Raw genomic sequence first — 21,323 nt, forward strand, 5'->3', positions numbered from 1 at the left:
TTCGTGACCTAGCTTCTCGTGTGTGCCCGACGATCTCGCACGAGGGGAACGGATCATGGCGGCGGAGCTCGCGGATCCACCGGAGGAGTCCGTCACGGCGGCCATCGACCGGGTCAGGTCGAGCGTTGACGCGCTTCTCGCGGCCTTCATCGACGCCCATCCCGCCCCCGTCGCCGATCCCGAGCTCGCCGAAGGCCACCGCCTTCTGAAGGAGTTCGTGGTCAAGGGCGGCAAGCGCATCCGGCCCCTGCTCTGCTACTGGGGAGCGCGCGGCGCCGGCGGCACGGACGATGCGGCCACCGTCGCCGCGGGCGCCGCCCTCGAGCTCTACCACGCCGGTCTCCTCATCCACGACGACATCATGGACGGCAGCGAACTGCGCCGTGGGCGGCCCACCCTGCACCGGAGCCTGGCCCGGCCGACCAAGCACCCCGTCGCGGAACCCTTCGGCCACTGCGCCGCCGTCCTGCTCGGCGTGCTCACGCAGGCGTGGGCCGACGAGCTCTTAGGCGCGGCCAACCCGGCCGTCAGGGCGTTGTTCAACCAGATGCGCGGCGAGGTCATCGCCGGCCAGTACCTCGACGTCCAGACGCACCTCGGCCCGAGCGTCGATCGCGCGCTCACCGTCATCCGCTTCAAGACCGCCAAGTACACCGTCGAGCGCCCCCTCCAGATCGGCGGCGCGCTCGCCGGCGCCCCCCGCGCCCTCCTCGAGTCCTACTCCCGCTTCGGCCTGCCCATGGGCGAGGCGTTCCAACTGCGCGACGACATCCTCGGCGTCTTCGGCGACCCCGGGATCACCGGCAAGCCGGTCACCGACGACCTGCGTGAGGGCAAGGCCACCGTGCTCATCGCGCTCGCCTTCGCCGAGGCCACCGGATCCGCCCTCCACCTGCTGCGGACCTGGCACGGCAATCCCGACCTCGACGATGCCCGCGCCGCCGACCTGCGGCAGGTCATCGTCGACTCCCGTGCACTCACCCGCGTCGAGTCGATGATCGACGGCCGGGTCAGAACCGGACTGGAGGAACTGCGGACATGCGCGATCGACGAGGACGCCAGGGAGGCGCTCACCTTGATGGCCGGACAGCTGACACACCGGCTGGCGTGAAGCGGGTGCTGCTGGCCGCCCCGCGCGGATACTGCGCCGGGGTGGAGCGGGCCATCCGCGCCGTGGAGGAGGCCCTGACACGGTACGGCCCGCCCATCTACGTGCGTAAACAGATCGTGCACAACACCTTCGTGGTGGCCGACCTCACGCGGCGCGGCGCGATCTTCGTTGACGAACTGGACGAGGTCCCCGACTCCGCCCTGGTCGTCTTCTCCGCCCACGGCGTCGCGCCCGCGGTCAAGCGGGAGGCCGGTGGCCGCGGCCTGCGGACCATCGACGCCACCTGCCCGCTGGTGACCAAGGTGCACAAGGAGGCCGTGCGATTCGCCGAGGCGGGCTACGACATCGTGCTCATCGGCCACGCCGAGCACGAAGAGGTCGAGGGCACGCTCGGCGAGGCACCCGGGCGCATCCACGTCGTCGACCCGGCCCGCGTGGACGAGGCGGTGCTGCCCGCCGGCCGGCCGATCAGCTGGCTGTCGCAGACCACGCTCTCGGTGGAGGAGACCATGGGCGCGGTCGAGAAGCTGCGCGAACGCCGCCCCGGGCTGATCGACCCGCCCAGCGACGACATCTGCTACGCCAGCCAGAACCGCCAGGAGGCGATCACCGCGATCGCGCCCGAGTGCGACCTGGTGATCGTGGTCGGCTCGGCCAACTCCTCCAACTCCCGGCGCCTGGTCGAGGTCGCGCTCGCCGCCGGGGCGCGGGCCGGATACCTGGTGGACGGCGTCGCCCAGGCCGAGGAGCGCTGGCTGCAGGGCGTGGCCACCGTCGGCGTCAGCTCCGGGGCCTCCGTCCCCGACCATCTCGTCGCCGAGGTCCTCGACTGGCTGGGTGAGCGCGGCTTCGCCGACGTCGAGACCGTGACGCTCACCGAGGAACGCCTGACCTTCTCCCTCCCGCACGAACTCCGATCCCCGATAGGTGGTGTGCAGTGACCGAATCCGTCCTGAACAACGAGAGCCCCCTCAGCCTCGGTACCAAAGCCGCGCGCAATCTGGCGACCACGACCAAGACCCAGCCGCAGATGCAGGAGATCACCTCCCGGCACCTGCTCAAGGTGCTGCCCTGGGTCGAAGTGATCGGCGGCGCGTACCGGGTCAACCGCCGCCTCACCTACACGGTCGGGGACGGCCGGATCACGTTCACCAACACCGGCGCGTCCGTGCGGGTGATCCCGGCGGAGCTGTGCGAGCTGCCCGCGCTGCGCGGCTACGACGACGTCGACGTGCTCACCGCCCTGGCCGACCGCTTCGTCCAGCGTGAATACGAGCCCGGCCAGGTGATCGTGGAGGCCGGCAGTCCGGCGGAAGAGGTCATCCTCATCGCCCACGGCAAGGTCAGCGTGCTCGCCGAGGGGGCCTACGGCAAGCAGACCGTGCGCGGCGTGCTGGCCGACGGCGATCACGTCGGCGACCGGTCGCTGGCCGGGGAGACCGGCACGTGGGAGAACACGGTGCAGGCGGTCACCGCGTGCACGATCCTCGCCCTGCCCAGGCCGGCCTTCGACGAGGTGGCGGAACAGGCGGAGGGGCTGCGCGAGCACGTGGACGCGTGGGCGGCCGATCCCGACCAGGCGCTCAACGCCCACGGCGAGGCCGAGATCGCGCTGGCCTCGGGCCACATCGGCGAGCCGACGCTGCCCGGCACGTTCGTGGACTACGACCTGGCGCCGCGCGAGTACGAGCTGAGCGTCGCGCAGACGATCCTGCGGGTGCACACGCGGGTGGCCGATCTGTACAACGAGCCGATGAACCAGACGCAGCAGCAGTTGCGGCTGACGGTGGAGGCGCTGCGCGAGCGCCAGGAGCACGAGCTGGTCAACAACCGCGAGTTCGGCCTGCTGCACAACGCCGACCTCAAGCAGCGCATCCACACCCTGACCGGCCCGCCCACCCCGGACGACCTGGATGAGCTGCTGGCCCTGGTCTGGAAGAACCCGGCGGTCTTCCTCGCCCACCCGCGGGCCATCGCCGCCTTCGCCCGCCAGTGCACCGAGCGCGGCGTCTATCCCACGGCCGTCGAGGTCAACGGGCAGAAGGCGCCGTCGTGGCGTGGGGTGCCGATCCTGCCGTGCAACAAGATCCCGGTCAGTGAGTCCGGACTCAGCTCGATCATGGTGATGCGGGTGGGCGAGGCGGCCCAGGGGGTCATCGGCCTGACGCGCACCGGCCTGCCCGACGAGTACGAGCCCGGTCTGTCGGTGCGCTTCATGGGCATCAACGACAAGGCGATCATTTCCTACCTTGTCACGACGTACTACTCCGCCTCGGTGCTCGTGCCGGACGCTCTCGGCATCCTGGAGAGCGTTGAGGTGGGCTGATGCCGTATGAGATGCCGGACTTCTACCTCCCCTATCCCCCCAGGCTGAACCCGCACCTGGACGCCGCCCGCGCGCACAGCCGCGCGTGGGCGGCGCGGATGGGGTTCTTCGACAACCCCGACGTGTGGACGCCGGCCGACCTGGAGGCGCACGACTACGGCCTCATGTGCGCCTACGCCCACCCCGACTGTTCGTCGCGGGAGCTCGACCTCGTCACCGACTGGTACGTCTGGGTGTTCTACTTCGACGACCACTTCCTGCACGCCTTCAAACGCACCCAGGACCACAGGGGCGCCCAGGCATACCTCGACCGCCTCGACCTGTCCATGGCCGACGATCCGCCGGAGCCGGACAACCCCGTCGAACTGGCTCTCCAGGACCTGTGGGCCAGAACCGTCCCGGCCATGGGCGCCGACTGGCGGGCCCGGTTCGTCGCGGTCACCCGCGACCTCACCCAGGAGTCGATGTGGGAGTTGTTCCACATCCGCTCCGGCCAGGTCGCCAACCCCATCGAGTACATCGAGGAACGCAGGAAGGTCGGCGGCGCCGGGTGGTCGGCCTGCCTGGTCGAGCACGCCGCCGACGCGGAACTGCCGGCCAGGATCGCGCGCACCCGGCCGATCCGGGTGCTCACCGAGACGTTCTGCGACGCCGTACACCTGCGCAACGACCTGTTCTCCTACCACCGCGAGGTGATCGCCGAAGGCGAGCTGTCGAACTCGGTGCTGGTGTGCGAGCGGTTCTTCCACTGCGACACCCAGCGCGGCGCCGACATCACCAACGACATGATCACCTCCCGCCTGCACCAGTTCGAGCACACGACGCTCACCGAACTGCCGCCGCTGTTCGCCGAGCACGCGATCACCCCGCCCGAGCAGGAACGGGTGCTGCGCTACGTCAAGGGCCTGCAGGACTGGCAGGCCGGCGGCCACGCCTGGCACCTGTCCTCCAGCCGCTACACCAGGTCACGGCGCGAGGACGGGCCGGTGCACGTCTCCCCGGCCCACGTGGCGAGCGCCGTGCGCAGCTTCTCCCACCGCCCCTACACCGAGATCGCGGTACGGCTGCCGCCGCTCGCCCTGCCGTACACCGTCCGCGACAACCCGCACCTGGAACGCGCGCGCGCCCACAACGTGCGCTGGTGTCACGCGATGGGGTTCGGGGCCGGGCTGCCCGGCCTGCCGGCCGCGGCGATCTGGAGCGAGCGGCAGATGCACGGCTTCGACTTCGCGCTGTGCGCCTCCGGCGCGGCCCCGGACGCCGATCCCGACGCCCTCGAGCGGGCGGCCGACTGGCTGGCCTGGGGCACCTACGCCGACGACTACTACCCCCGGGTCTTCGGCAAGGCGCACGACCTGACCGGCGCGAAGCTGTCCAACCGGCGGCTGCGCGCGTTCATGCCGCTCGACCTGCTCCCGCTCACGGCGCCGGTGAACGCCGTGGAACGCGGACTGGCCGACCTGTGGCCGCGGACCGCCGGCCTCCTGCCTCCCGAGGAGCGCCGGAGGCTGCGCCGGGACGTCGAGAGCATGATCGACAGCTGGGAGTGGGAACTTGCCAACCTGGTGCAGAACCGGATCCCCGATCCGGTCGACTACCTCGAGATGCGCCGGCTGACCTTCGGCGCCGACCTCACCGTCCGGCTGTCGTGCCCTGAGCCCCTGCCGGAGGAGATCCGGCGCAGCCGCGAACTCCTGGCCCTGGCGGGGGCGGCCGCCGACTACGCGTGCCTGCTCAACGACCTGTTCTCCTGTCAGAAGGAGATCCAGTTCGAAGGCGACCTGCACAACGCCGTGCTGGTCATGCGCACCTTCTTCGACTGCGGCGTGGACGAGGCCGTCGCCATCGTCACCGACCTGCTGAACGCCCGGCTGGCCCAGTTCGAGCAGGTCGCCGCGGACGACCTGCCGGCCATGCTCGCCGAGCGGGGCGCCGACGACGGGCTGCGCGCCGCGGTCGCCCGTCACGTGACCGGCCTCCAGGACTGGATGGCCGGCATTCTGCGCTGGCACGAACTCACCATCCGCTATCCGGAACACGAACTCCGCCACACCCATGCCGTGCGCTGGACCCAGGGCCCCACCGGCCTCGGCACCGCGGCGGCCCGCATCCAGTCCCTGCTACCGATCGGCGCGCCATGACCGACAACCTGCTCAGCCTGTCCACCGCCGCGGCGCGCAAGCTCGCCACCACCAGCAAATCCGTCCCGCAGATGCGGGAGATCACGCCCCGCCACCTGCTGCACGTGCTGCCGTTCGAGGAGGCCGTCGGCGGCGTGTACCGGGTGAACCGGCGCCTCACCTACACCATCGGCGACGGCCGGGTCAGCTTCACCTCGGTCGGCGCCGCCGTACAGGTGATCCCTGCGGAGCTGTGCGAGCTGCCGTCGCTGCACGACTTCGACGACGAGGAGGCGCTGGGGGAGCTCGCCGCCCGCTTCGTCCAGCACGACCTGGACGAGGGCGCGGACGTGCCCGACGGGCAGATCGTCCTGGTCGCGCACGGCAAGATCGCCAAAACCGGGGTCAGCGGGTACGGCAGGGCCGCCGTGCTCGGCATGCTGGCCGACGGCGACCACCTGGGCGACCTGACCGGCGAGGGCGCGCAACCGGCCAGGGCGGTCACCGCCTGCACGGTGCTGGTGCTCTCCCGGGAGGACGCCGACCGGCTCCGCGAACGCTCGGAGAGCCTGCGCGCCCATCTGGAGCGCCCGCTCCGGACCGGGCCGAGCAACAAGCACGGCGAGGCCGAGATCGCGATGGCCGCCGGGCACTCCGGGGAGCCGAACCTGCCCGGCACGTTCGTGGACTACGACCGGGGGCCGCGCGAGTACGAGCTGAGCGTGGCGCAGACGGTGCTGCGCGTGCACACGCGGGTGGCCGATCTGTACAACGGGCCGATGGACCAGACGCAGCAGCAGCTCCGGCTGACCATCGAGGCGCTGCGCGAGCGGGAGGAGGACGAGCTGTTCAACAACCGCGAGTTCGGCCTGCTGCACAACGCCGACCTCAAGCAGCGCTTCCAGACGCGCAGCGGGCCGCCCACGCCCGACGACATGGACGAGCTGCTGTCGCGGCGGCGCAGCTCGCACTACTTCTTCGCCCACCCCCGGGCCATCGCCGCGCTGGGCAGGCAGTGCACGGCGCGGCGCATCGTGCCGGACGTGAGCGAGGTCAACGGGGCCAGGGTCATGCTCTGGCGCGGGGTGCCGATCCTGCCCACGGACAAGATCCCGGTCACCGAGTCCGGGCTCAGCTCGATTGTGGTCATGCGCACCGGGACGGAGAAGCAAGGGGTGATCGGGCTGACCCGCACGGGGCTGCCGGACGAGTGCGAGCCGGGGGTGTCGGTGCGCAAGCTGGGCATCGACGACAAGGCGATCACCCGGTATCTCGTCACCACGTACTACTCGGCGGCCGTGCTGGTGCCCGACGCGCTCGGCGTGCTGGAGAACGTCGAGGTGTGATCTTCGCGCGTCAGCCTGGGGGATGACGTCGGGGGTCGGTCATCCGGCCGACCCCTGACCTGCGACGTTGAGCACTTCGGCCGATTCGCGGGCGCGCGGTGGTGCAGCAGGATGCTCGTGAACACGAGCGAAAGGTCTTCCGTGCACATCCGTACCACCCTCGCCCTGCTGACCCCGCTGGTAGTCGTGGCCGCCTGCGGCACCACGGCCGCCCCCGCCGGGCAGCCGGCCAAGCCGAAGCCGAGCCCGCCCGCCGCGGCCTGGCGGCCCTGCGCCGGCGGCGAGGGCGCCGAGTGCGCGCGCGTCAAGGTGCCCCTGGACTGGGAGCGGCCCGCGGGCGCGCAGATCGAGATCGCCATCGCCCGCCGGAAGGCGCCCAAGTCCGAGGGCACGATCGTGTACCTGCCCGGCGGCCCCGGGCAGTCGGGCGTCGAGACGCTCAAGGCGAGCAAGGAGTTCGGCGGGCTGGAGAAGCGCTACGACATCGTCAGCCTCGACCCGCGCGGCGTCGGCGAAAGCAGCCCGCTGACCTGCCCGTCCGACCAGGTCATGGCCGTGGACCCGCAGCGCGTCCCCACCTCGGACGCCCGGCTCGCCGCGTTGAAGGAGTCGTCGGCCAGGCTGGCCGAGGCGTGCAGGAAGCTCACCGGCCCGGTCTTCGACCACCTGGACAGCGCCGGCGCCGCCAAGGACTTCGACCTGGTCAGGCAGGCCATCGGCGCGGACAAGGTGACCGTCTACAGCCACTCCTACGGGACCCTGCTGGCCCAGGAGTACGCCGCCAGGTTCGGCTCGCGGCTGCGCGGGGCCGTACTCGACGGGGTGATGGACCACAGCATCGACCGGCGCACGTTCACCGTCTCGGCGGCCAAGGCGCTGGAGGAGTCCTTCGGCCAGTTCGCGCAGTGGTGCGCAAAGGACAAGGAGTGCGCCGTCGCGGACCCGGCCGCCGCCTACCGGCGGGTGCTGGCCAAGGCCGAGCGCGGCAAGCTGGGCGAGGACGAGGCCGGGCGGCCCTGGACGCCGTACACGGTGACGGCGACGATCGACGCGATGTTGTTCACGCCGTCCTGGCCGGCGGCGGGCATGTTCCTGAACGCGCTCGACAAGGGCAAGCCCTGGAAGACCGACGCCGACGACACCATGCCCAAGCGGCTGAACTACGCCGATCCCATCCTCTGCCAGGACTACGCCATGGCCTACCGGGACGCCGCCGCGGTCAAGGCCGACCTGGCCGCCGCGGCCGCCGTCGCGCCGACCATGCGGTATTCGCCCAACGCGCTGAAGGCCGTGCTGGCCTGCCAGGGCTGGCCGGCGCCGGTCAAGAACCCGCAGCGCCCGGCCGTCAGCAAGGCGGTGACGCCGCTGCTGCTCCTGCAGAGCCGCTACGACAACGCCACCCCGCCGGCCTGGGCCGAGAACGTCGCCCGTCAGCTCGGCGACCGCGCCCGGCTGACCGTGCTGCCCGACTGGACGCATGCCATGAAGCTGTACAACCGAGGCTGCCAGGCGGATTACGCGGCCGGCTACCTGACCTCCTTGACGCTCCCGCCCGCCACCCCGCGCTGCACGAGCACGCCTCCTGGAGTCACCACCACGCCCTGACCCTCTAGGATCGGGGCCCATGCACGAGATCGCCGCGTTCGGAACCCAGCTCATCGAGGCCCACCAATGGCTGCGTGAGGAGCTGGCGCGGCTGCGCGAGGACCTGGGCGCGGGCGGCCGCCCGGCCGACCTGCGCGCCCACTGCCTGGCCTTCTGCTCCGCCCTGACCCGCCACCACACGGGTGAGGACGCCGTCGCCTTCCCGGCCCTGGCCGAGCGCCATCCCGAGCTGCGCCCCGTCCTGGCCCAGCTGGAGGAGGACCACCAGCTGGTGGCCGACATCCTGCGCCGCATCTCCGCCCTGGACGGCAGCGACCCGAAGGCCGCTCTGGCGGAGCTGGACGGCCTGACGGCCATCATGGAGTCCCACTTCGCCTTCGAGGAGCGGAAGATCGTCGCCGCCCTCGACGCCCTGGACCTGCCCGAGTGGCGCCCCTATCTGGAGCCCACGCCATGAGCACCGAACTCGGCGACCTGGCCGCCCGCCTGCGCGCCTTCGCCGAGGCCCGCGACTGGGGCCAGTTCCACACCCCCAAGAACCTCGCCATGGCCCTGGCCGGAGAGGTGGGGGAACTGGTGGCCGAGTTCCAGTGGCTGCGCCCCGACGAGGACCTCGACCCCGAGGCGCGGGCGCGCGTCGTGGCCGAGCTGGGCGACGTCACCGGCTATCTGGTACGGCTGGCCGACGTGCTGGGCGTCGACCTGCTGGCGGCCGCGCATGCCAAGCTCGACCAGAGCGAGGCCCGCTACGACGTGAGCACCTACCGCGGCTCGGCACGCAAGGCCCCGCCCCTGCCGCCCGGCTGATCAGCCGCCAACGAGGCGTAAACGCGCTGTCCATCGGCCGTCTATCGGCCTGCGCGAAGCTCCCTCCGTATCTCAGAGGACTTACGGAGGGACCACATATGCGTCACCAGCTTCTGCTCGCGACCGTGTCCGCGGCCATCGCCCTGACCGGATGCGGCGCCACGGCCAAGCCCGCAGCGGCCCCGTCCGCGGCCCCGTCCACGTCCGCCCCGTCCACGGCGGACACCTCCGCGCCCGCTTCCGCCGACCCGGTCTGCGAGGAGCTGAAGAAGGTCAAGGCGGAGATGGAACAGGGCGGCGAACCCGACGTCGCCGGGCTGATCGCCGCGGCCGGAGAGTCCAGCGCCAAGCTCGTCGAGCAGGCCAAGGACCCCGACCTGGTCAAGGCGCTGCAGCTCAACATCGAGATCGCCGACGCGGTCAAGAAGGCGACCGACGGCGGTGGCGACGTGCAGGAGGCGGTCTCCGGCGTCCAGGCTCAGATCGACGAGTCGGAGGCGCTGACCGACAAGGTGTGCGGGAAGTTCTAGGCGAAGCGCCAGCGGGTCGCGCCATGCGGCTCGGCCGTGGCGACGCCGAACGCCACCCGCATCGAGAAGCGGTAGACGTACCAGGGCGCCGGTCCCGCGCTGGGCGCGCTGTAGGGGGCGGTGATGGCGTCGCCCTCGGCGCTCGCGGGCCAGCCCAGCTCGGCGTACCTGGCGGCCACGCCCGCGACCTCGGCGGCGTCGGTGACCCGGTGCGCGGTGCCCTCGAGGTTCAGGTCTATCCCCTCGAGCCGGACGGAGAAGGTGCAGTTCGGGTTGGCCTCCAGGTTGTGGGTCTTGCGGGCGTGCGGGCCGCTGGTGAAGTGGACGGCGCCGCCGTACCAGATGGCTCCGACCCCGGTGGCGTGCGGCCGGCCGTCGGGGCGCACGGTGCCGAGGAACCAGCTGATCTCGGGTCCCGTGGAAGCGGTGAGCTGGGCGAGCGCGCGCTCCCACGGCAGCGGGGCGTGGCCGTAGCGGTCGAGGTTGGTGACGTCGGCGGGTGTCTGGTCGCTCATCGGATCCTCCTAGCGCGTGGCGGACACAGGGATAGACCCGCCGGCGGAGCGGAACTCATCGCGGTCCCGTCCGCCGGCGGGTGAGGGTGGTCAGCCGGTCTTCCGCTGTTTCGCCAGCAGGGTGCAGCAGGCGGTGGCGGCGATGAGGATGGCGGCGGCGGCCAGGAAGGTGGCGTGCATGGCGGTGGTGAAGCTCGCGGTGAACGCCTCGTGGCCCAGGCGCTGGAACAGGGCGGCATCGCCGGTGCCGAGGCCGGTGGGCGGGCTGGGCGGGCGGAAGCGCCCGGCGCCGCCGGCCGTGGCGGTCAGGAACGCGTCGCGCAGGTGTGCGGGCAGCTGAGCGGCCTGTCGTCCGGCGTTCTCCGCGAGGGCGGCGTTGAGCCGGGCGGAGAGCAGGGCGCCCAGGACGGCCATGCCGAGGACGGTGCCGATCTGGCGGATGGTGTTGGCGGTGCCGGAGGCGGCGCCGGCCAGGTGGGGCGGCACGCCGTGCATGGTGACCTGCTGCAGCGGGGTGTAGGTGGCGCCGTTGCCGAGGCCGATGATGATCAGGCCTGGGAGCAGGCCCCAGGCGCCGGTGTCCGGGCCGGTCGTGAAGGTCAGGACGAGCAGTCCGGCGGCCAGCAGCCCCAGCCCTGACATCAGGATGTGCCTGGCCTCGATCCTCTCGGTCAGCCGGCCGGTCCAGGCGGAGCCGATCGCGGTCACGATCGCGCTGGGCAGCAGGACCAGCCCGGTTTCCAGCGGGCTGTAGCCGCGGGCCGACTGCAGGTAGAGGACCAGCGCGAACGGGATCGCCATCATGCCGGCGTAGAAGACGAACCCGACCCCGTTGCCGATCGTGAAGTTCCTGGTGGCGAACAGGGCGAGCGGCATGAGGGGCTCGTTCTTCTCGCGCCGCTGCCAGAGCACGAACAGCACGAGCAGCACGACGCCGGTGACGATGACGGAGCCGATCGTGATCGGGCCGGCGATGGTCCCCCAGTCGTAGCGCCCACCCTCGATCAGGCCGAAGACGACGCCGGTCAGCCCGGCGGTGGCCAGAGCGACGCCCGTCAGGTCGAGGCGGCGGGTACGGCCGGAGCGCATGGCCGGGGCGTGGAGCAGGGTCAGCACGATCGTGATCACGCCGATCGGGATGTTGATGAAGAAGATCCAGCGCCAGCCGGCCTGGGCCAGGAGGAAGCCGCCGACGATCGGCCCGCAGACCGGGGCCAGGCCCGCGATCGCCCCGAACAGGCCGAACGCGCGGCCGCGCAGGTGCGGCGGGAAGATCGTCAGGATCGACGAGATGACCTGCGGGAACAGCAGCGCCGTGCCCACTCCCTGCAGCACGCGCGCGGCCAGCAACTGGCTTCCCGAGGTGGCCAGGCCGCACAGGGCCGAGGCCACGGTGAAGACCGTGACGCCGATCAGGAACAGGCGGCGGTAGCCGAAGATGTCCCCGAGGCGCCCGGTGGTGACCAGCAGCACCGAGAAGATCAGCAGGTAGGCGTCGAGCACCCACAGCACCTGGCTGTAGGAGGCGTCGATGCTGTGGATCAGGGTCGGGACAGCGATGTTGACGATGGTTCCGTCGAGCAACGCCATGAAGAATCCGGCGCAGAGGACGGCGAGGACCAGCCACGGCCGCTGCGTGACCGGCTTGGCTTCTGTCACGTGGGTGACCTCCATGAACACGGTCACCTGGGCAAGGTGGTGAGAGCCCGGGGCATACGGACGGGGTCGGAGAACCGGCCCGCTCGCCATGCTGCGCACGCCCTTGTCCCAGGTGCGGTGCGACTTCCACCTTTTCCGCGGCCATCGGGACCCGGAGAAGCTGGTTGGCGAGGCGAAGTGCCCAACGGTGAGAAGCCAAGAGGGAATCTAGCAACTCACCCAGCGCCCTACAACAGGCCCCCGATCACAGGCCCGCGGCTTCGAGGCGGGCGGTCAGGCTGGTGTTGCGGCGCCGGTCCAGGCGGTGGACGGCGAGCTCGAGGGCGGCGCGCTGGCCGACCAGGACGACCCAGGAGCGGGCCCGGGTGACCAGGGTGTACAGCAGGCGGCGGCGGAGCATGATGCCGCCCGACTCGGCCACCAAGGGGGCCACGACGAAGGGATACTCGCTGCCCTGGGCCCGGTGCACGCTGATGGCGTAGGCGTGGGTGAGGTCGTCCAGTTCGTCGAAGGTGTAGGTGACCGCTTCGCCGTCGTCGATGAGCACGTCCACCTGGCGCTCCTCCGGCACCAGCCGGGTGATCGTGCCGGTCTCGCCGTTGAAGACGCCCTTGTCGTAGTTGTTGCGGATGGGCATCACCCGGTCTCCGACCCGGAAGCAGGTGGAGCCGGACCAGTGCTCGGGCTTGCCGTCGGCGGCGGGGTTCAGGACGTCCTGGAGGCGGCGGCCGAGCTCGGCGGTGCCGGCGGTGCCTTTGCGCATGGGGGCCAGCACCTGCACCTGGCCGGGGGCGACGCCCTGTTTGCGGGGGATGGCGACGGTGGCCAGGTGGACCACGCGGTCGGCGATGGCCGTGGGGTCGTCCAGCTCCTCGAACCAGAAGCCGCCGCCACCCGGCAGCGCGGGCAGTTCGCCGGCGCGGATGCGGTGGGCGGCGCGGATGATGGCGCTGCCCTCGGCCTGGCGGAAGACCTGGGTGAGCCGGACCCGGGGGATGCTCTCGACGCGGAGCACGTCGGTCAGCACGCTGCCCGGGCCCACGCTGGGCAACTGGTCGCCGTCGCCCACCAGCAGCAGATGGCCGCCGGACGGCAGGGCGGCGGCGAGCCGGGTGGCCAGCCCGAGGTCGAGCATGGAGGCTTCGTCCACCACGACGAGGTCGGCGCGCACGGGGCGTTCGTCGAACAGCGCCTCGGGGTCGGGTTCGTAGGCCAGCATGCGGTGGACGGTCATCGCGGGCAGGCCGGTCAGCTCCGACAGCCGCTTGGCCGCCTTGCCCGTGGGGGCGCACAGCGTGACCGTGCCGCCCATCGCCCGGACCGTGGCCGCGATCGCCTTGACGGTGTGGCTCTTGCCGCAGCCGGGGCCGCCGGTGAGGATCGACAGCGTGCTGGTCAGCGCCATGGTGACGGCGGCGCGCTGGTCGTCGTTGAGGGTGTCGTCCTCCTGGTAGGCGCGCAGCCGCAACGTCGAGCGGGCGCCGGCCAGGCGGGTCAGCTCGGTGGTCAGCCGCAGCTCCCGGGCGTGGAGCTCCTTGGGGTAGACGGCGTCGGCCTCGCGGGCCACCCGGCGGGCGGCGGTGAGCGCGTCGAGCCCCTGGCGGATCAGCTCCTCGTCCTGCTCGATGAGGTCGATGGTCTGGGTGACCAGCGCCGTCGGGGACAGGAAGCAGTGACCGCCGCCGCTGGCGGCCGCGTCGAGGCGGTCGAGCAGGGCCGCCTGGATGCGCTGGGGGCTGCTCTCCGGCACCCCGGAGCGCAGCGCGATGCGGTCGGCGGTGGCGAAGGCGATGCCCCTGACCCGGCCGATGAGCTGGTAGGGGTCCTTGGCCAGCACCTCGGCCGAGTCGGCGCCGAACACCTGGTAGATCTTGGCGGCCAGCAGCGGGCTGACGCCATAGCCCTGGAGCAGGACCATCAGGTGGGCGATCGCCTTCTGGTCGGCCCACGCCTCGACGATCTGGCCCTGCCGGATGGGGCCGATGCCGATGACCTCGCGCAGGCGCGCGGGCTCGGTGTCGATGACGGCCAGGCTGCGCTCGCCGAAGTGGCCCACGATGGCCTGGGCGAGCCGGGGGCCGATGCCTCTGATCAGGCCGGAACCGAGGTAGAGCTGGATCGCGCGGATCGTGGAGGGGGTGACGCGCTCGCAGGCGGTGACCGCGAGGCGGCGGCCGTGGCGGGGGTGCTCTTCCCAGTCGCCGGTCAGGTGGAGCGTCTCGCCGGGCTGCACGCCGCCCAGCGCCCGGCCGGCGGCCACGAATCCGGGCCGGCCGTCGGCGCTCATCCTGGCCACGGTGTAGGCGTCGTCGCGCACGAACACGAGCTGTTCGACGGAGACCTCCACGCGATGAACCCTAGGCCATGGCACCGACAGGGAAACGCACGCCTACCATGACGGAGTGGAGACGCTGGACGAGCAGGAGTGGCGCCGCCGTGCCGAGGCGCACGAGCGGCGGGTGCGGGCGTGGATCGACCCGCACCTGGGCAGGCGGCAGGCTCGCCGGGCGCATCCGGTGGAGGACTTCCTGTTCACCTACTACAGCTTCCGCCCGGCGAAGTTGCGGCGCTGGCATCCCGGCGCCGGGGTGGTGCTGGCCGGTGCGAGCGGCTTCGGCCCCGAGTACGCCGACGTCCCCGGCGGGCAGCGTCTCGACCACGCGGCGCTGCTGGAGCGGCGGATGGCCATGGTCGAGTGGACGGCCCGGCTGCTGAAGGCGACCGCGGGGCGCGGTGGTCAATTCGGCTGTTTCGGGATGCACGAGTGGGCGATGGTCTACAGGACCGATGCCGTACGGCACGGCGGACAGCCTCTGCGGATGGCGCCGGCGGAGATCGCCCGGGTGGTGGAGGCGCGCGGGGTGCGCTGCAGCCACTTCGACGCCTTCCGGTTCTTCACCGAGGCGGCCCGGCCGCTCAACCAGCTGGAGCCCACCCGGGAGCGGCAGGCCGAGATGGAGCAGCCGGGGTGCCTGCACGCCAACATGGACCTCTACAAGTGGGCCTACAAGCTCTCGCCGCTGGTGCCGAGTGAGCTGATCGCCGACTGTTTCGAGCTGGCCAGGGAGATCCGCGAGGTGGACATGCGCGCCAGCCCGTACGACCTGCGTGAGCTGGGGTATCGGCCGATCGCGATCGAGACGGCGGCGGGGCGGACGGAGTATGCGGGGCTGCAGAAGCGCTTCGCGGAGCGGGCGGCGCCGCTGCGCGCCCGGTTGCTGGAGGTCTGTGAGGTTTTGATGGAGATTGACGCCCGGGTCTGAGGAGAACTACCTTCTGGATACCGGCTGGTCGGTACAGAAGCGAGGGCGTATGCGGATCAAGGGCAAGGTCGCCGTGGTCACCGGCGCGGCGAGCGGCATCGGGCGGGCGATGGCCCTGCGCTTCGCCGCCGAGGGCGCCGCGGGCGTCGTGGTGGCCGACCTCGACGGTGACGGCGCAGCCGCCGTCGCCGCGCGGATCGGGGAGCGGGCGGTGGGCGTCCGCGCCGACGTGTCCGTCGAGAGCGACGTGGCGGCCCTGGCCGAGACCCCGTTCGGGCCCGTCGACCTGTTCTGCTCCAACGCCGGAGTGATCGCGGGGCACGGCCTCGACGCCACCGATCGGGAGTGGCGCTCGTTGTTCGACGTCAATGTCATGGCCCACGTGTACGCGGCGCGGGCGGTGGTGCCGGGGATGGCCGAGCGCGGTGGCGGCTACCTGGTCAACACCTGCTCGGCGGCCGGCCTGATCAGCTGCCCCGGCGACGCGCCGTACGCGGTGACCAAGGCGGCGGCGATCTCCTTCGCCGAGTGGGTCGCCATCCACCACGCCGCGCAGGGCATTAAGGTCAGCGTCCTGTGCCCGCAGGGCGTGCGCACCGCGATGCTGGCGCGCGGCCTGGAGGAGGACCACCTCACCGCCCGCGCCGTCGGCTCCTCCGGCGCGATCCTGGAGCCGGACGACGTGGCCGCCGCGGTCGTGGACGGCGTCGCGGCCGAGCGGTTCTTCATCTTCCCGCACCCCGAGGTGCCCGAGTACCACCGGCGCAAGGTCGAGGACCCAGACCGCTGGCTGGCCGGCATGTCGCGCTTCGTGGAAGCCCTTTAGGCGCGTGATCGGGTGACGATCCGGTCCCAGGTCCGGTCGGGAAGCAGGCGGTTCATGCGCAGCAGCAGCTTGGCCAGATACCCCGTGGCGTAGCGGGCCCGTGGCTGCCCGGTCTCGATCGAGCGGCGGATCGCCCTGGCCACCACGACCGGGTCCGACGCCTTGCTGCCCGGGCCGAAGGCGCCCTCGGCCTGGGCGGCCATCGGCAGCGCCAGCTCGGCGTAGGCGCCCCGGCCGGAGATCTCCCGCAGCTCGCGGGGCGTGTCCTGCTCGAACTCGGTCTTGATGATGCCCGGCTGCACGACCACCACGTCCACGCCGAACCGCCCGACCTCCTGCCGCAGCGAGTCGGAGAACGCCTCCAGCGCGTGCTTCGAGGCGTAGTACCAGGCGCCGAGCGGCAGCGCGATCTCGCCGCCGATCGACGAGACGTTGACGATCCGCCCCGACCGCTGCCTCCGCATGTACGGCAGGGCCAGCTGCACCAGCCGCGCCGGGCCGAAGAGGTTGACCTCGAACAGCGCACGGGCCCGCTCCAGCGGCGCCTCCTCGATCGAGCCGTGGAGCCCGATCCCGGCGTTGTTGACCAGCACGTCGATCCGGTGCCGTTCGTCGGTGATCGTCCTGATGACGCGTTCGACGTCGTCGGCGCGGGTGATGTCCATGGCCAGCGGGTGGCCGCCGGCCCGGCGCAGGGGTTCCATCCGCTCGGCGCGTCTGGCCACGCCGTACACGATGTGCCCGGCGCGGGCGAGTTCGAGGGCGGTGGCTTCGCCGATGCCGGAGGAGGCTCCGGTGACCAGGCAGACCTTAGGCATGGTCGGCTCCTATGCGGAAGCGCTGGAGGTGCAGGGTGTCGCGGAAGGCGGGGATGCGGTAGAAGGCGCGGAAGAAGGGTTCGGGGATGCGGCTGACGTCCCAGATCGTCGGCATGTGTTCCAGGAGGGTGAGCCGGACGTTGCGCTGCTGCACCACGGCCGGGTGCTTCAGGCCCCACAGGCGGTAGCCGAGCGGGCGGGCGGTGGCGGCCAGCCAGGGGGAGATCGAGTCGAAGATCAGCTCGCCGTGGGGGAAGTGGCCGGTGATGCGCCGCAGAAGCGGGTAGACGTCGGCTTCGCGCAGGTACATCAGCAGGCCCTCGGCGATGACGAGCACGGGGCGGCCGTCGCCGGCGGGGATCCGCTCCAGCCATCCGGGCGCGGTGACGGAGGTGGCGATGGTCGTGTAGCCGTCGCGCTCGGGGTAGAGGCGCTCGCGCAGCTCGATGACCTCGGGGTAGTCGACGTCGTACCAGCGCACGCCCGGTGGCACGTCGAGGCGGAAGGCGCGGCTGTCGAGGCCGCAGCCCAGGTGCACGACCGTGGCGCCGGGATGGGCGGCGAGGAACGCGGTGGTCCAGTCGTCCATCTTCCTGGCGCGCATCAGGCCGAGGTAGCGGTCGCCGGAGGCCATGACGACCTTCCAGCGGCGGTAGGAGATCCGGCGGAGGATGTCGGCGGCCCACTTGTCGCCAACGATCGGATCTTTGCCGGCGTAGTCGAGGGCGCGGAAGTAGAGCGTGAACAGGAGGGTCTCCTTCACGCCGTGCAGATGTTCAGTCTTCACCGTAGATCCACTTCTCATAGGGCGGGACGAGCTCGTCGAAGGCCGTGAGCAGGTCGGCCGCCGCCCGCTCCAGGACCTCCGGGCCGGGTTCGGCGGGCGGCTCGAAGGCGTGCCGGACGACGAACGACAGGGAGGCGGCCTTTTCCCGCAGGTCGCGGGCGGCGGTGACGGGGTCGATGGCGTCGATCATGTAGAAGCCGGCGCCGACGGCGGCCATGGCGTAGGGCAGGTCGGGCACGTCCGCGCGCAGCAGCTTGTGGCGTCCCAGCACCTCGAAGAAGTGCGTGGTGGCCATGAGCTCCCAGCTGCGCGCGGCGATGTCGGCGAGGGCGTCGCGAGTGGCGCGTGAGTCGGCGGCGACCATCCCGAACAGCACCGGATTGGTCACGACCAGGCGGTAGGACTCGGCCAGCAGCCGGTGCGGCCGCACGGTGGCCGGGTCGCGGCGCAGGGCCTCGCGCAGGCCGTCGGTGTAGGCGACGGCCGCCCGCAGGAACACGGCCTGGAAGAGCTCCTTCTTGGTGCGCCAGTGCAGGTAGACCGTGCCCTTGCCGATGGCGGCCCGCTGGGCGACGTCCTCGATCGTCACCTTCTTGAAGCCGAGCTGGACGAGCAGTTCGGTGGCGGCGTCGAGGATGCGATCGGCGCGTTCCCGCACGAGGACTCCCTTGTGACTGGATGACCAGATTTCAAATCTGGTCAAAAGACTACGCCTCGAAAGGACGCTTGACCACCCTGCAACCGCTTGTAATCATCGGATGTCTGGAGGTGCCCATGCGATCCCGCGCGCTCGTCCTCGTCCTGATCCTGTTATCCGGCCTGCTGTGGGCGCCGCCCGCGCGGGCCGAGGTGGAGCATCCCCGGCAGCAGTGGCTGCGGGCGTCCACCGCCGGCCTCTTCCTGCACTGGGGCATGTTCACCGCGCCCCGCCACCTCGACTGCGCAGCCTGGGAGCGCGACGTCACCGAGGGCGGCTGGAGCGCCGACTACTGGGTGGACGAGGCACGCAAACTCGGCGCCTCCTACATCGTCCTGGCCACCTTCCACAGCCGCCTCGGCTACGCCCGGCCCTGGCCGTCCGCGATCCCCGGAAGCTGCTCGACCAAGCGGGACCTGCTCGGCGAACTGGTCGCCGCGGGCAAGGCCAAGGACGTGCGGATCATCCTCTACATGACCGACGACCCGCAGTGGCACAGCGAACAGGGCGTGCAGACGCTCGACTCGGCCGCCTACTCCGCCTACAAGGGCCGGCCGGTGGACCTGACCACCCGCGACGGCTTCGGCATGTACTCCTACGACCTGTTCTTCGAGGTCATGGAGAACTACGCGGACCTGGCCGGCTTCTGGATCGACAACGACAACGCCTACTGGGAGCGCAACAACCTCTACGAGCAGATCAGGGAACGGCGTCCAGGCTGGCTGCTGAGCAACAACAACGAGGACACGCCGATCATGGACACGGTCAGCAACGAGCAGAAGACCGGCATGATCCCGTCCTACGACTACCCGCAGGCCGCCTGGACGCCGATGCCGCGCCTGGTCGAGGCCGACTACAAGCTGCCCTCCACCGGCCAGTGGTGGTACGACGGCGGCGACCACGCCGTCGACACCCGCCTCAGCACCGGCCGCTACATCACCAACGCCGGCTCGTCGATGAAGTCCCTCATGGCCGAGACCCCGATGGTCAACGGCAGGTTCCCGCCGAAGCAGGAGGCGTTCAACGCCTTCATGTCCCGCTGGGTCCCGCCCATCCGCTCCTCGCTCTACGGCACCGAGGGCGGCGGCTACGTGTACGGCGGCATGCAGCCCGGCTTCTGGAACGACGGTGCCCACGGCGTGATCACCGTCGAGCCGGGAGCGCGCACCCAGTACGTCCACGTCGTGACCCGCCCGAGCACCGATCGGGTACGGCTGCGCGACAACGGCTACTGGGTCACCCGGGTCACCGATGTGCGCACCGGCAGGAGCCTGGCCTTCCACCAGTCGGCCGGATACCTGACCATCCTCGGCATCACCGACTGGGACCCCTACGACACCGTCTTCAAGGTCGAGACCAGGGGCCGGCACTTCTACCACGACAAGATCACCGCCTCCAGCCCCGAGCTCGTCGACGGAAATTTCTCGACTTACTGGGATAACCAGGGCAGGCTCCCGGCCGACGTCACCCTCGACCTGGGCCACCGCCGCGTCCTCACCTCCCTGGCGATCAACCAGCGCGAATGGTCGCCCACCTACGCCCGCGAGAGCTTCGGCCGCCCCGAGGACTCCGCCCGCATCAAGGACTACCGCGTCTACCTGAGCGACGACGGCAGGAACTGGGGCAGCCCGATCCGCGAAGGCGCCCTGCGCAGCGCCAGAGGCGTGCAGTTCATCGACCTCGGCGAGCGCCGCGCCCGCCACGTCAAGCTGGAGGTCCTCGACACCTGGGGCGGCCCGCAGGCCCCGCGCTACCACCGCCGCCTCCAGATCGACGAGATCAAGGTCGCCTACGCGCACCCGTTCTCCCTCGGCCCGGCCGCGCCCCTGGAGGCCGAGCACGCGAACCGCTCGCGCGGCGCCCGCCCCGAGCCGTGCCGGACCTGCTCCGGCAACCTCCAGGTCACCGGCCCCGGCACCCTGGCCTTCACCAACGTGACCGCCCCCGAGGACGGCACCTACCGCCTCCAGATCGACCACACGGCGGCGCGGGCCACCTCGGTCAAGGTCACCGTGAACGACGCCCCGGCCGCCGAGGTGCCCATCAGGGCGGGCAACCGGGACGTCCCCGTGCCGACGGCGCTGGCCGTACCGCTCAAGAAGGGCACGAACACTGTCACGCTGGAGGTCGCCCGCGCGGGCATCGACCGCATCGCCGTCTCGCCCCTGCCGCCCGACGGGTACGTCCCGGCCACCACGCTCACGGTCGAACCGGGCGGCCTGCAGTGGACCGGCCCCGGTCAGCAGTCGCTCAAGGTGTCGGCCACGCTCCGGCTCGACGTGGACGACCAGCTCGACCAGGTCACGCTGGCGCCCCAGCTCCCGCCCGGCTGGACGGTCCAGGGCGGCCCGGCCACCGCCGCCTCGCTGCGCCTCGGCCAGACGCTCGGCGCCACCTGGACCCTCACCTCACCGCCCGGCCAGGACGTCGGCGCCGCCGACATCCCCGTCACCGCCGCCTTCCAGGTGCTCGGCCGCTCGGCCCAGGCGGCCAAGCAGCTCAGGGTACGGCTGCGCCCGGCCGACCGGGTGTGGATGCGCGAGGCGGAGGACTCGGCCAACCGGCTCGGCGACGCGGGCATCACCGGCTGCGGCGCGTGCTCGGGCGGGCAGAAGGTCCGCAACCTCGGCGGCGGGCCCGGGGCGTACGTGGAGTTCGGGAACGTCACCGTGCCGTCGGCAGGGACGTACACGCTGGTCGTGGACTACACCGTCAACGGCCCCCGGTCGTTCTTCGTCACCGTCAACGGCGGCGCGCCGGTCGAGGTGAAGGTGGACGGCGTCGGCAACAACACGCCCTACACCACCACCGTCCCGATCACGCTCGGCGCCGGGCCGAACACCGTGAAGATCCACAACGACACCGGGTCCGCCCCCGACCTGGACCGGCTGTCGCTGTCCTGAGCACCTGAGG

General features: G+C 71.4%; 18 protein-coding genes. 12 read left to right on the forward strand and 6 right to left on the reverse strand.

Features of this window, described 5'->3' with window-relative positions:
* The first annotated feature begins 22 nt into the window (after window positions 1-22).
* From FVE25_RS48785 to FVE25_RS48825, 9 genes are all read left to right on the forward strand, one after another.
* Window positions 23-1,111, forward strand: a complete 1,089-nt coding sequence (locus FVE25_RS48785) for a polyprenyl synthetase family protein (protein ID WP_219825648.1) — start codon at window positions 23-25, stop codon at window positions 1,109-1,111.
* The gene (locus FVE25_RS48790; RefSeq protein WP_246267472.1) at window positions 1,108-2,052 is read left to right on the forward strand and encodes a 4-hydroxy-3-methylbut-2-enyl diphosphate reductase; all 945 of its coding nucleotides are present in this window, start codon (window positions 1,108-1,110) and stop codon (window positions 2,050-2,052) included. Before FVE25_RS48785 ends, FVE25_RS48790 begins: the two co-directional genes overlap by 4 nt.
* A complete protein-coding gene (locus tag FVE25_RS48795) occupies window positions 2,049-3,437 on the forward strand; it encodes a family 2B encapsulin nanocompartment shell protein (protein ID WP_246267473.1) in 1,389 nt (462 codons plus the stop codon). The genes FVE25_RS48790 and FVE25_RS48795 overlap by 4 nt, the downstream gene beginning before the upstream one ends.
* Window positions 3,437-5,578, forward strand: a complete 2,142-nt coding sequence (locus FVE25_RS48800) for a terpene synthase family protein (protein ID WP_157249761.1) — start codon at window positions 3,437-3,439, stop codon at window positions 5,576-5,578. The genes FVE25_RS48795 and FVE25_RS48800 overlap by 1 nt, the downstream gene beginning before the upstream one ends.
* Window positions 5,575-6,903: a family 2B encapsulin nanocompartment shell protein gene (locus FVE25_RS48805; RefSeq protein ID WP_157249762.1), complete on the forward strand. Its 1,329-nt coding sequence runs from the start codon at window positions 5,575-5,577 to the stop codon at window positions 6,901-6,903. Before FVE25_RS48800 ends, FVE25_RS48805 begins: the two co-directional genes overlap by 4 nt.
* Before the next feature lie 141 nt (window positions 6,904-7,044).
* Entirely contained in the window at window positions 7,045-8,508 is a 1,464-nt protein-coding gene (locus FVE25_RS48810) for an alpha/beta fold hydrolase (RefSeq protein WP_157249763.1), read from the forward strand.
* A 19-nt stretch (window positions 8,509-8,527) separates the two neighbouring features.
* Window positions 8,528-8,965: a hemerythrin domain-containing protein gene (locus FVE25_RS48815; protein ID WP_157249764.1), complete on the forward strand. Its 438-nt coding sequence runs from the start codon at window positions 8,528-8,530 to the stop codon at window positions 8,963-8,965.
* Window positions 8,962-9,315: a nucleotide pyrophosphohydrolase gene (locus FVE25_RS48820; protein WP_157249765.1), complete on the forward strand. Its 354-nt coding sequence runs from the start codon at window positions 8,962-8,964 to the stop codon at window positions 9,313-9,315. The genes FVE25_RS48815 and FVE25_RS48820 overlap by 4 nt, the downstream gene beginning before the upstream one ends.
* Window positions 9,316-9,413: 98 nt before the next feature.
* A complete protein-coding gene (locus FVE25_RS48825; RefSeq protein WP_157249766.1) occupies window positions 9,414-9,845 on the forward strand; it encodes a hypothetical protein in 432 nt (143 codons plus the stop codon).
* On the opposite strand, the gene FVE25_RS48830 is transcribed toward FVE25_RS48825, so the two are convergent.
* The 3 genes from FVE25_RS48830 to recD2 form a co-directional block, all read right to left on the reverse strand.
* Window positions 9,842-10,360: a pyridoxamine 5'-phosphate oxidase family protein gene (locus FVE25_RS48830; RefSeq protein ID WP_157249767.1), complete on the reverse strand. Its 519-nt coding sequence runs from the start codon at window positions 10,358-10,360 to the stop codon at window positions 9,842-9,844. The two genes, FVE25_RS48825 and FVE25_RS48830, sit on opposite strands and share 4 nt — an antisense overlap.
* A 90-nt stretch (window positions 10,361-10,450) precedes the next feature.
* On the reverse strand, window positions 10,451-12,046 hold the full coding sequence (locus FVE25_RS48835) for an MFS transporter (protein ID WP_181019722.1): 1,596 nt from the start codon (window positions 12,044-12,046) through the stop codon (window positions 10,451-10,453).
* A 217-nt stretch (window positions 12,047-12,263) separates the two neighbouring features.
* A complete protein-coding gene (gene recD2 / locus FVE25_RS48840; RefSeq protein WP_219825649.1) occupies window positions 12,264-14,366 on the reverse strand; it encodes an SF1B family DNA helicase RecD2 in 2,103 nt (700 codons plus the stop codon).
* A 55-nt stretch (window positions 14,367-14,421) separates the two neighbouring features.
* On the opposite strand from recD2, the gene FVE25_RS48845 reads away from it, so the two are divergent.
* On the forward strand, window positions 14,422-15,282 hold the full coding sequence (locus FVE25_RS48845) for a 3-methyladenine DNA glycosylase (RefSeq protein WP_157249769.1): 861 nt from the start codon (window positions 14,422-14,424) through the stop codon (window positions 15,280-15,282).
* A gap of 49 nt (window positions 15,283-15,331) precedes the next feature.
* Window positions 15,332-16,108, forward strand: coding sequence for an SDR family oxidoreductase (locus tag FVE25_RS48850; RefSeq protein ID WP_157249770.1), 777 nt, complete (start codon window positions 15,332-15,334; stop codon window positions 16,106-16,108).
* On the opposite strand, the gene FVE25_RS48855 is transcribed toward FVE25_RS48850, so the two are convergent.
* Genes FVE25_RS48855 through FVE25_RS48865 form a run of 3 tightly spaced genes read right to left on the reverse strand, consistent with a single transcriptional unit; the run spans window position 16,105 to window position 18,371 of the window.
* Window positions 16,105-16,926 carry an oxidoreductase gene (locus FVE25_RS48855; protein WP_157249771.1) on the reverse strand — a complete coding sequence of 274 codons (822 nt, stop codon included), beginning with the start codon at window positions 16,924-16,926 and terminating at the stop codon, window positions 16,105-16,107. The two genes, FVE25_RS48850 and FVE25_RS48855, sit on opposite strands and share 4 nt — an antisense overlap.
* Window positions 16,919-17,713: a class I SAM-dependent methyltransferase gene (locus FVE25_RS48860; RefSeq protein ID WP_219825650.1), complete on the reverse strand. Its 795-nt coding sequence runs from the start codon at window positions 17,711-17,713 to the stop codon at window positions 16,919-16,921. Before FVE25_RS48860 ends, FVE25_RS48855 begins: the two co-directional genes overlap by 8 nt.
* Complete coding sequence (locus tag FVE25_RS48865; RefSeq protein WP_181019723.1) at window positions 17,703-18,371, reverse strand: TetR/AcrR family transcriptional regulator; 669 nt, start codon at window positions 18,369-18,371, stop codon at window positions 17,703-17,705. Before FVE25_RS48865 ends, FVE25_RS48860 begins: the two co-directional genes overlap by 11 nt.
* A 116-nt stretch (window positions 18,372-18,487) precedes the next feature.
* Here FVE25_RS48865 and FVE25_RS48870 point away from each other — a divergent pair, with 116 nt between their 5' ends.
* Window positions 18,488-21,313, forward strand: a complete 2,826-nt coding sequence (locus tag FVE25_RS48870; protein WP_157249774.1) for an alpha-L-fucosidase — start codon at window positions 18,488-18,490, stop codon at window positions 21,311-21,313.
* The last annotated feature ends 10 nt before the right edge of the window (window positions 21,314-21,323 follow it).

This window comes from Nonomuraea typhae (assembly GCF_009760925.1).
In the GTDB taxonomy this organism is placed as follows: Bacteria; Actinomycetota; Actinomycetes; order Streptosporangiales; family Streptosporangiaceae; genus Nonomuraea; species Nonomuraea typhae.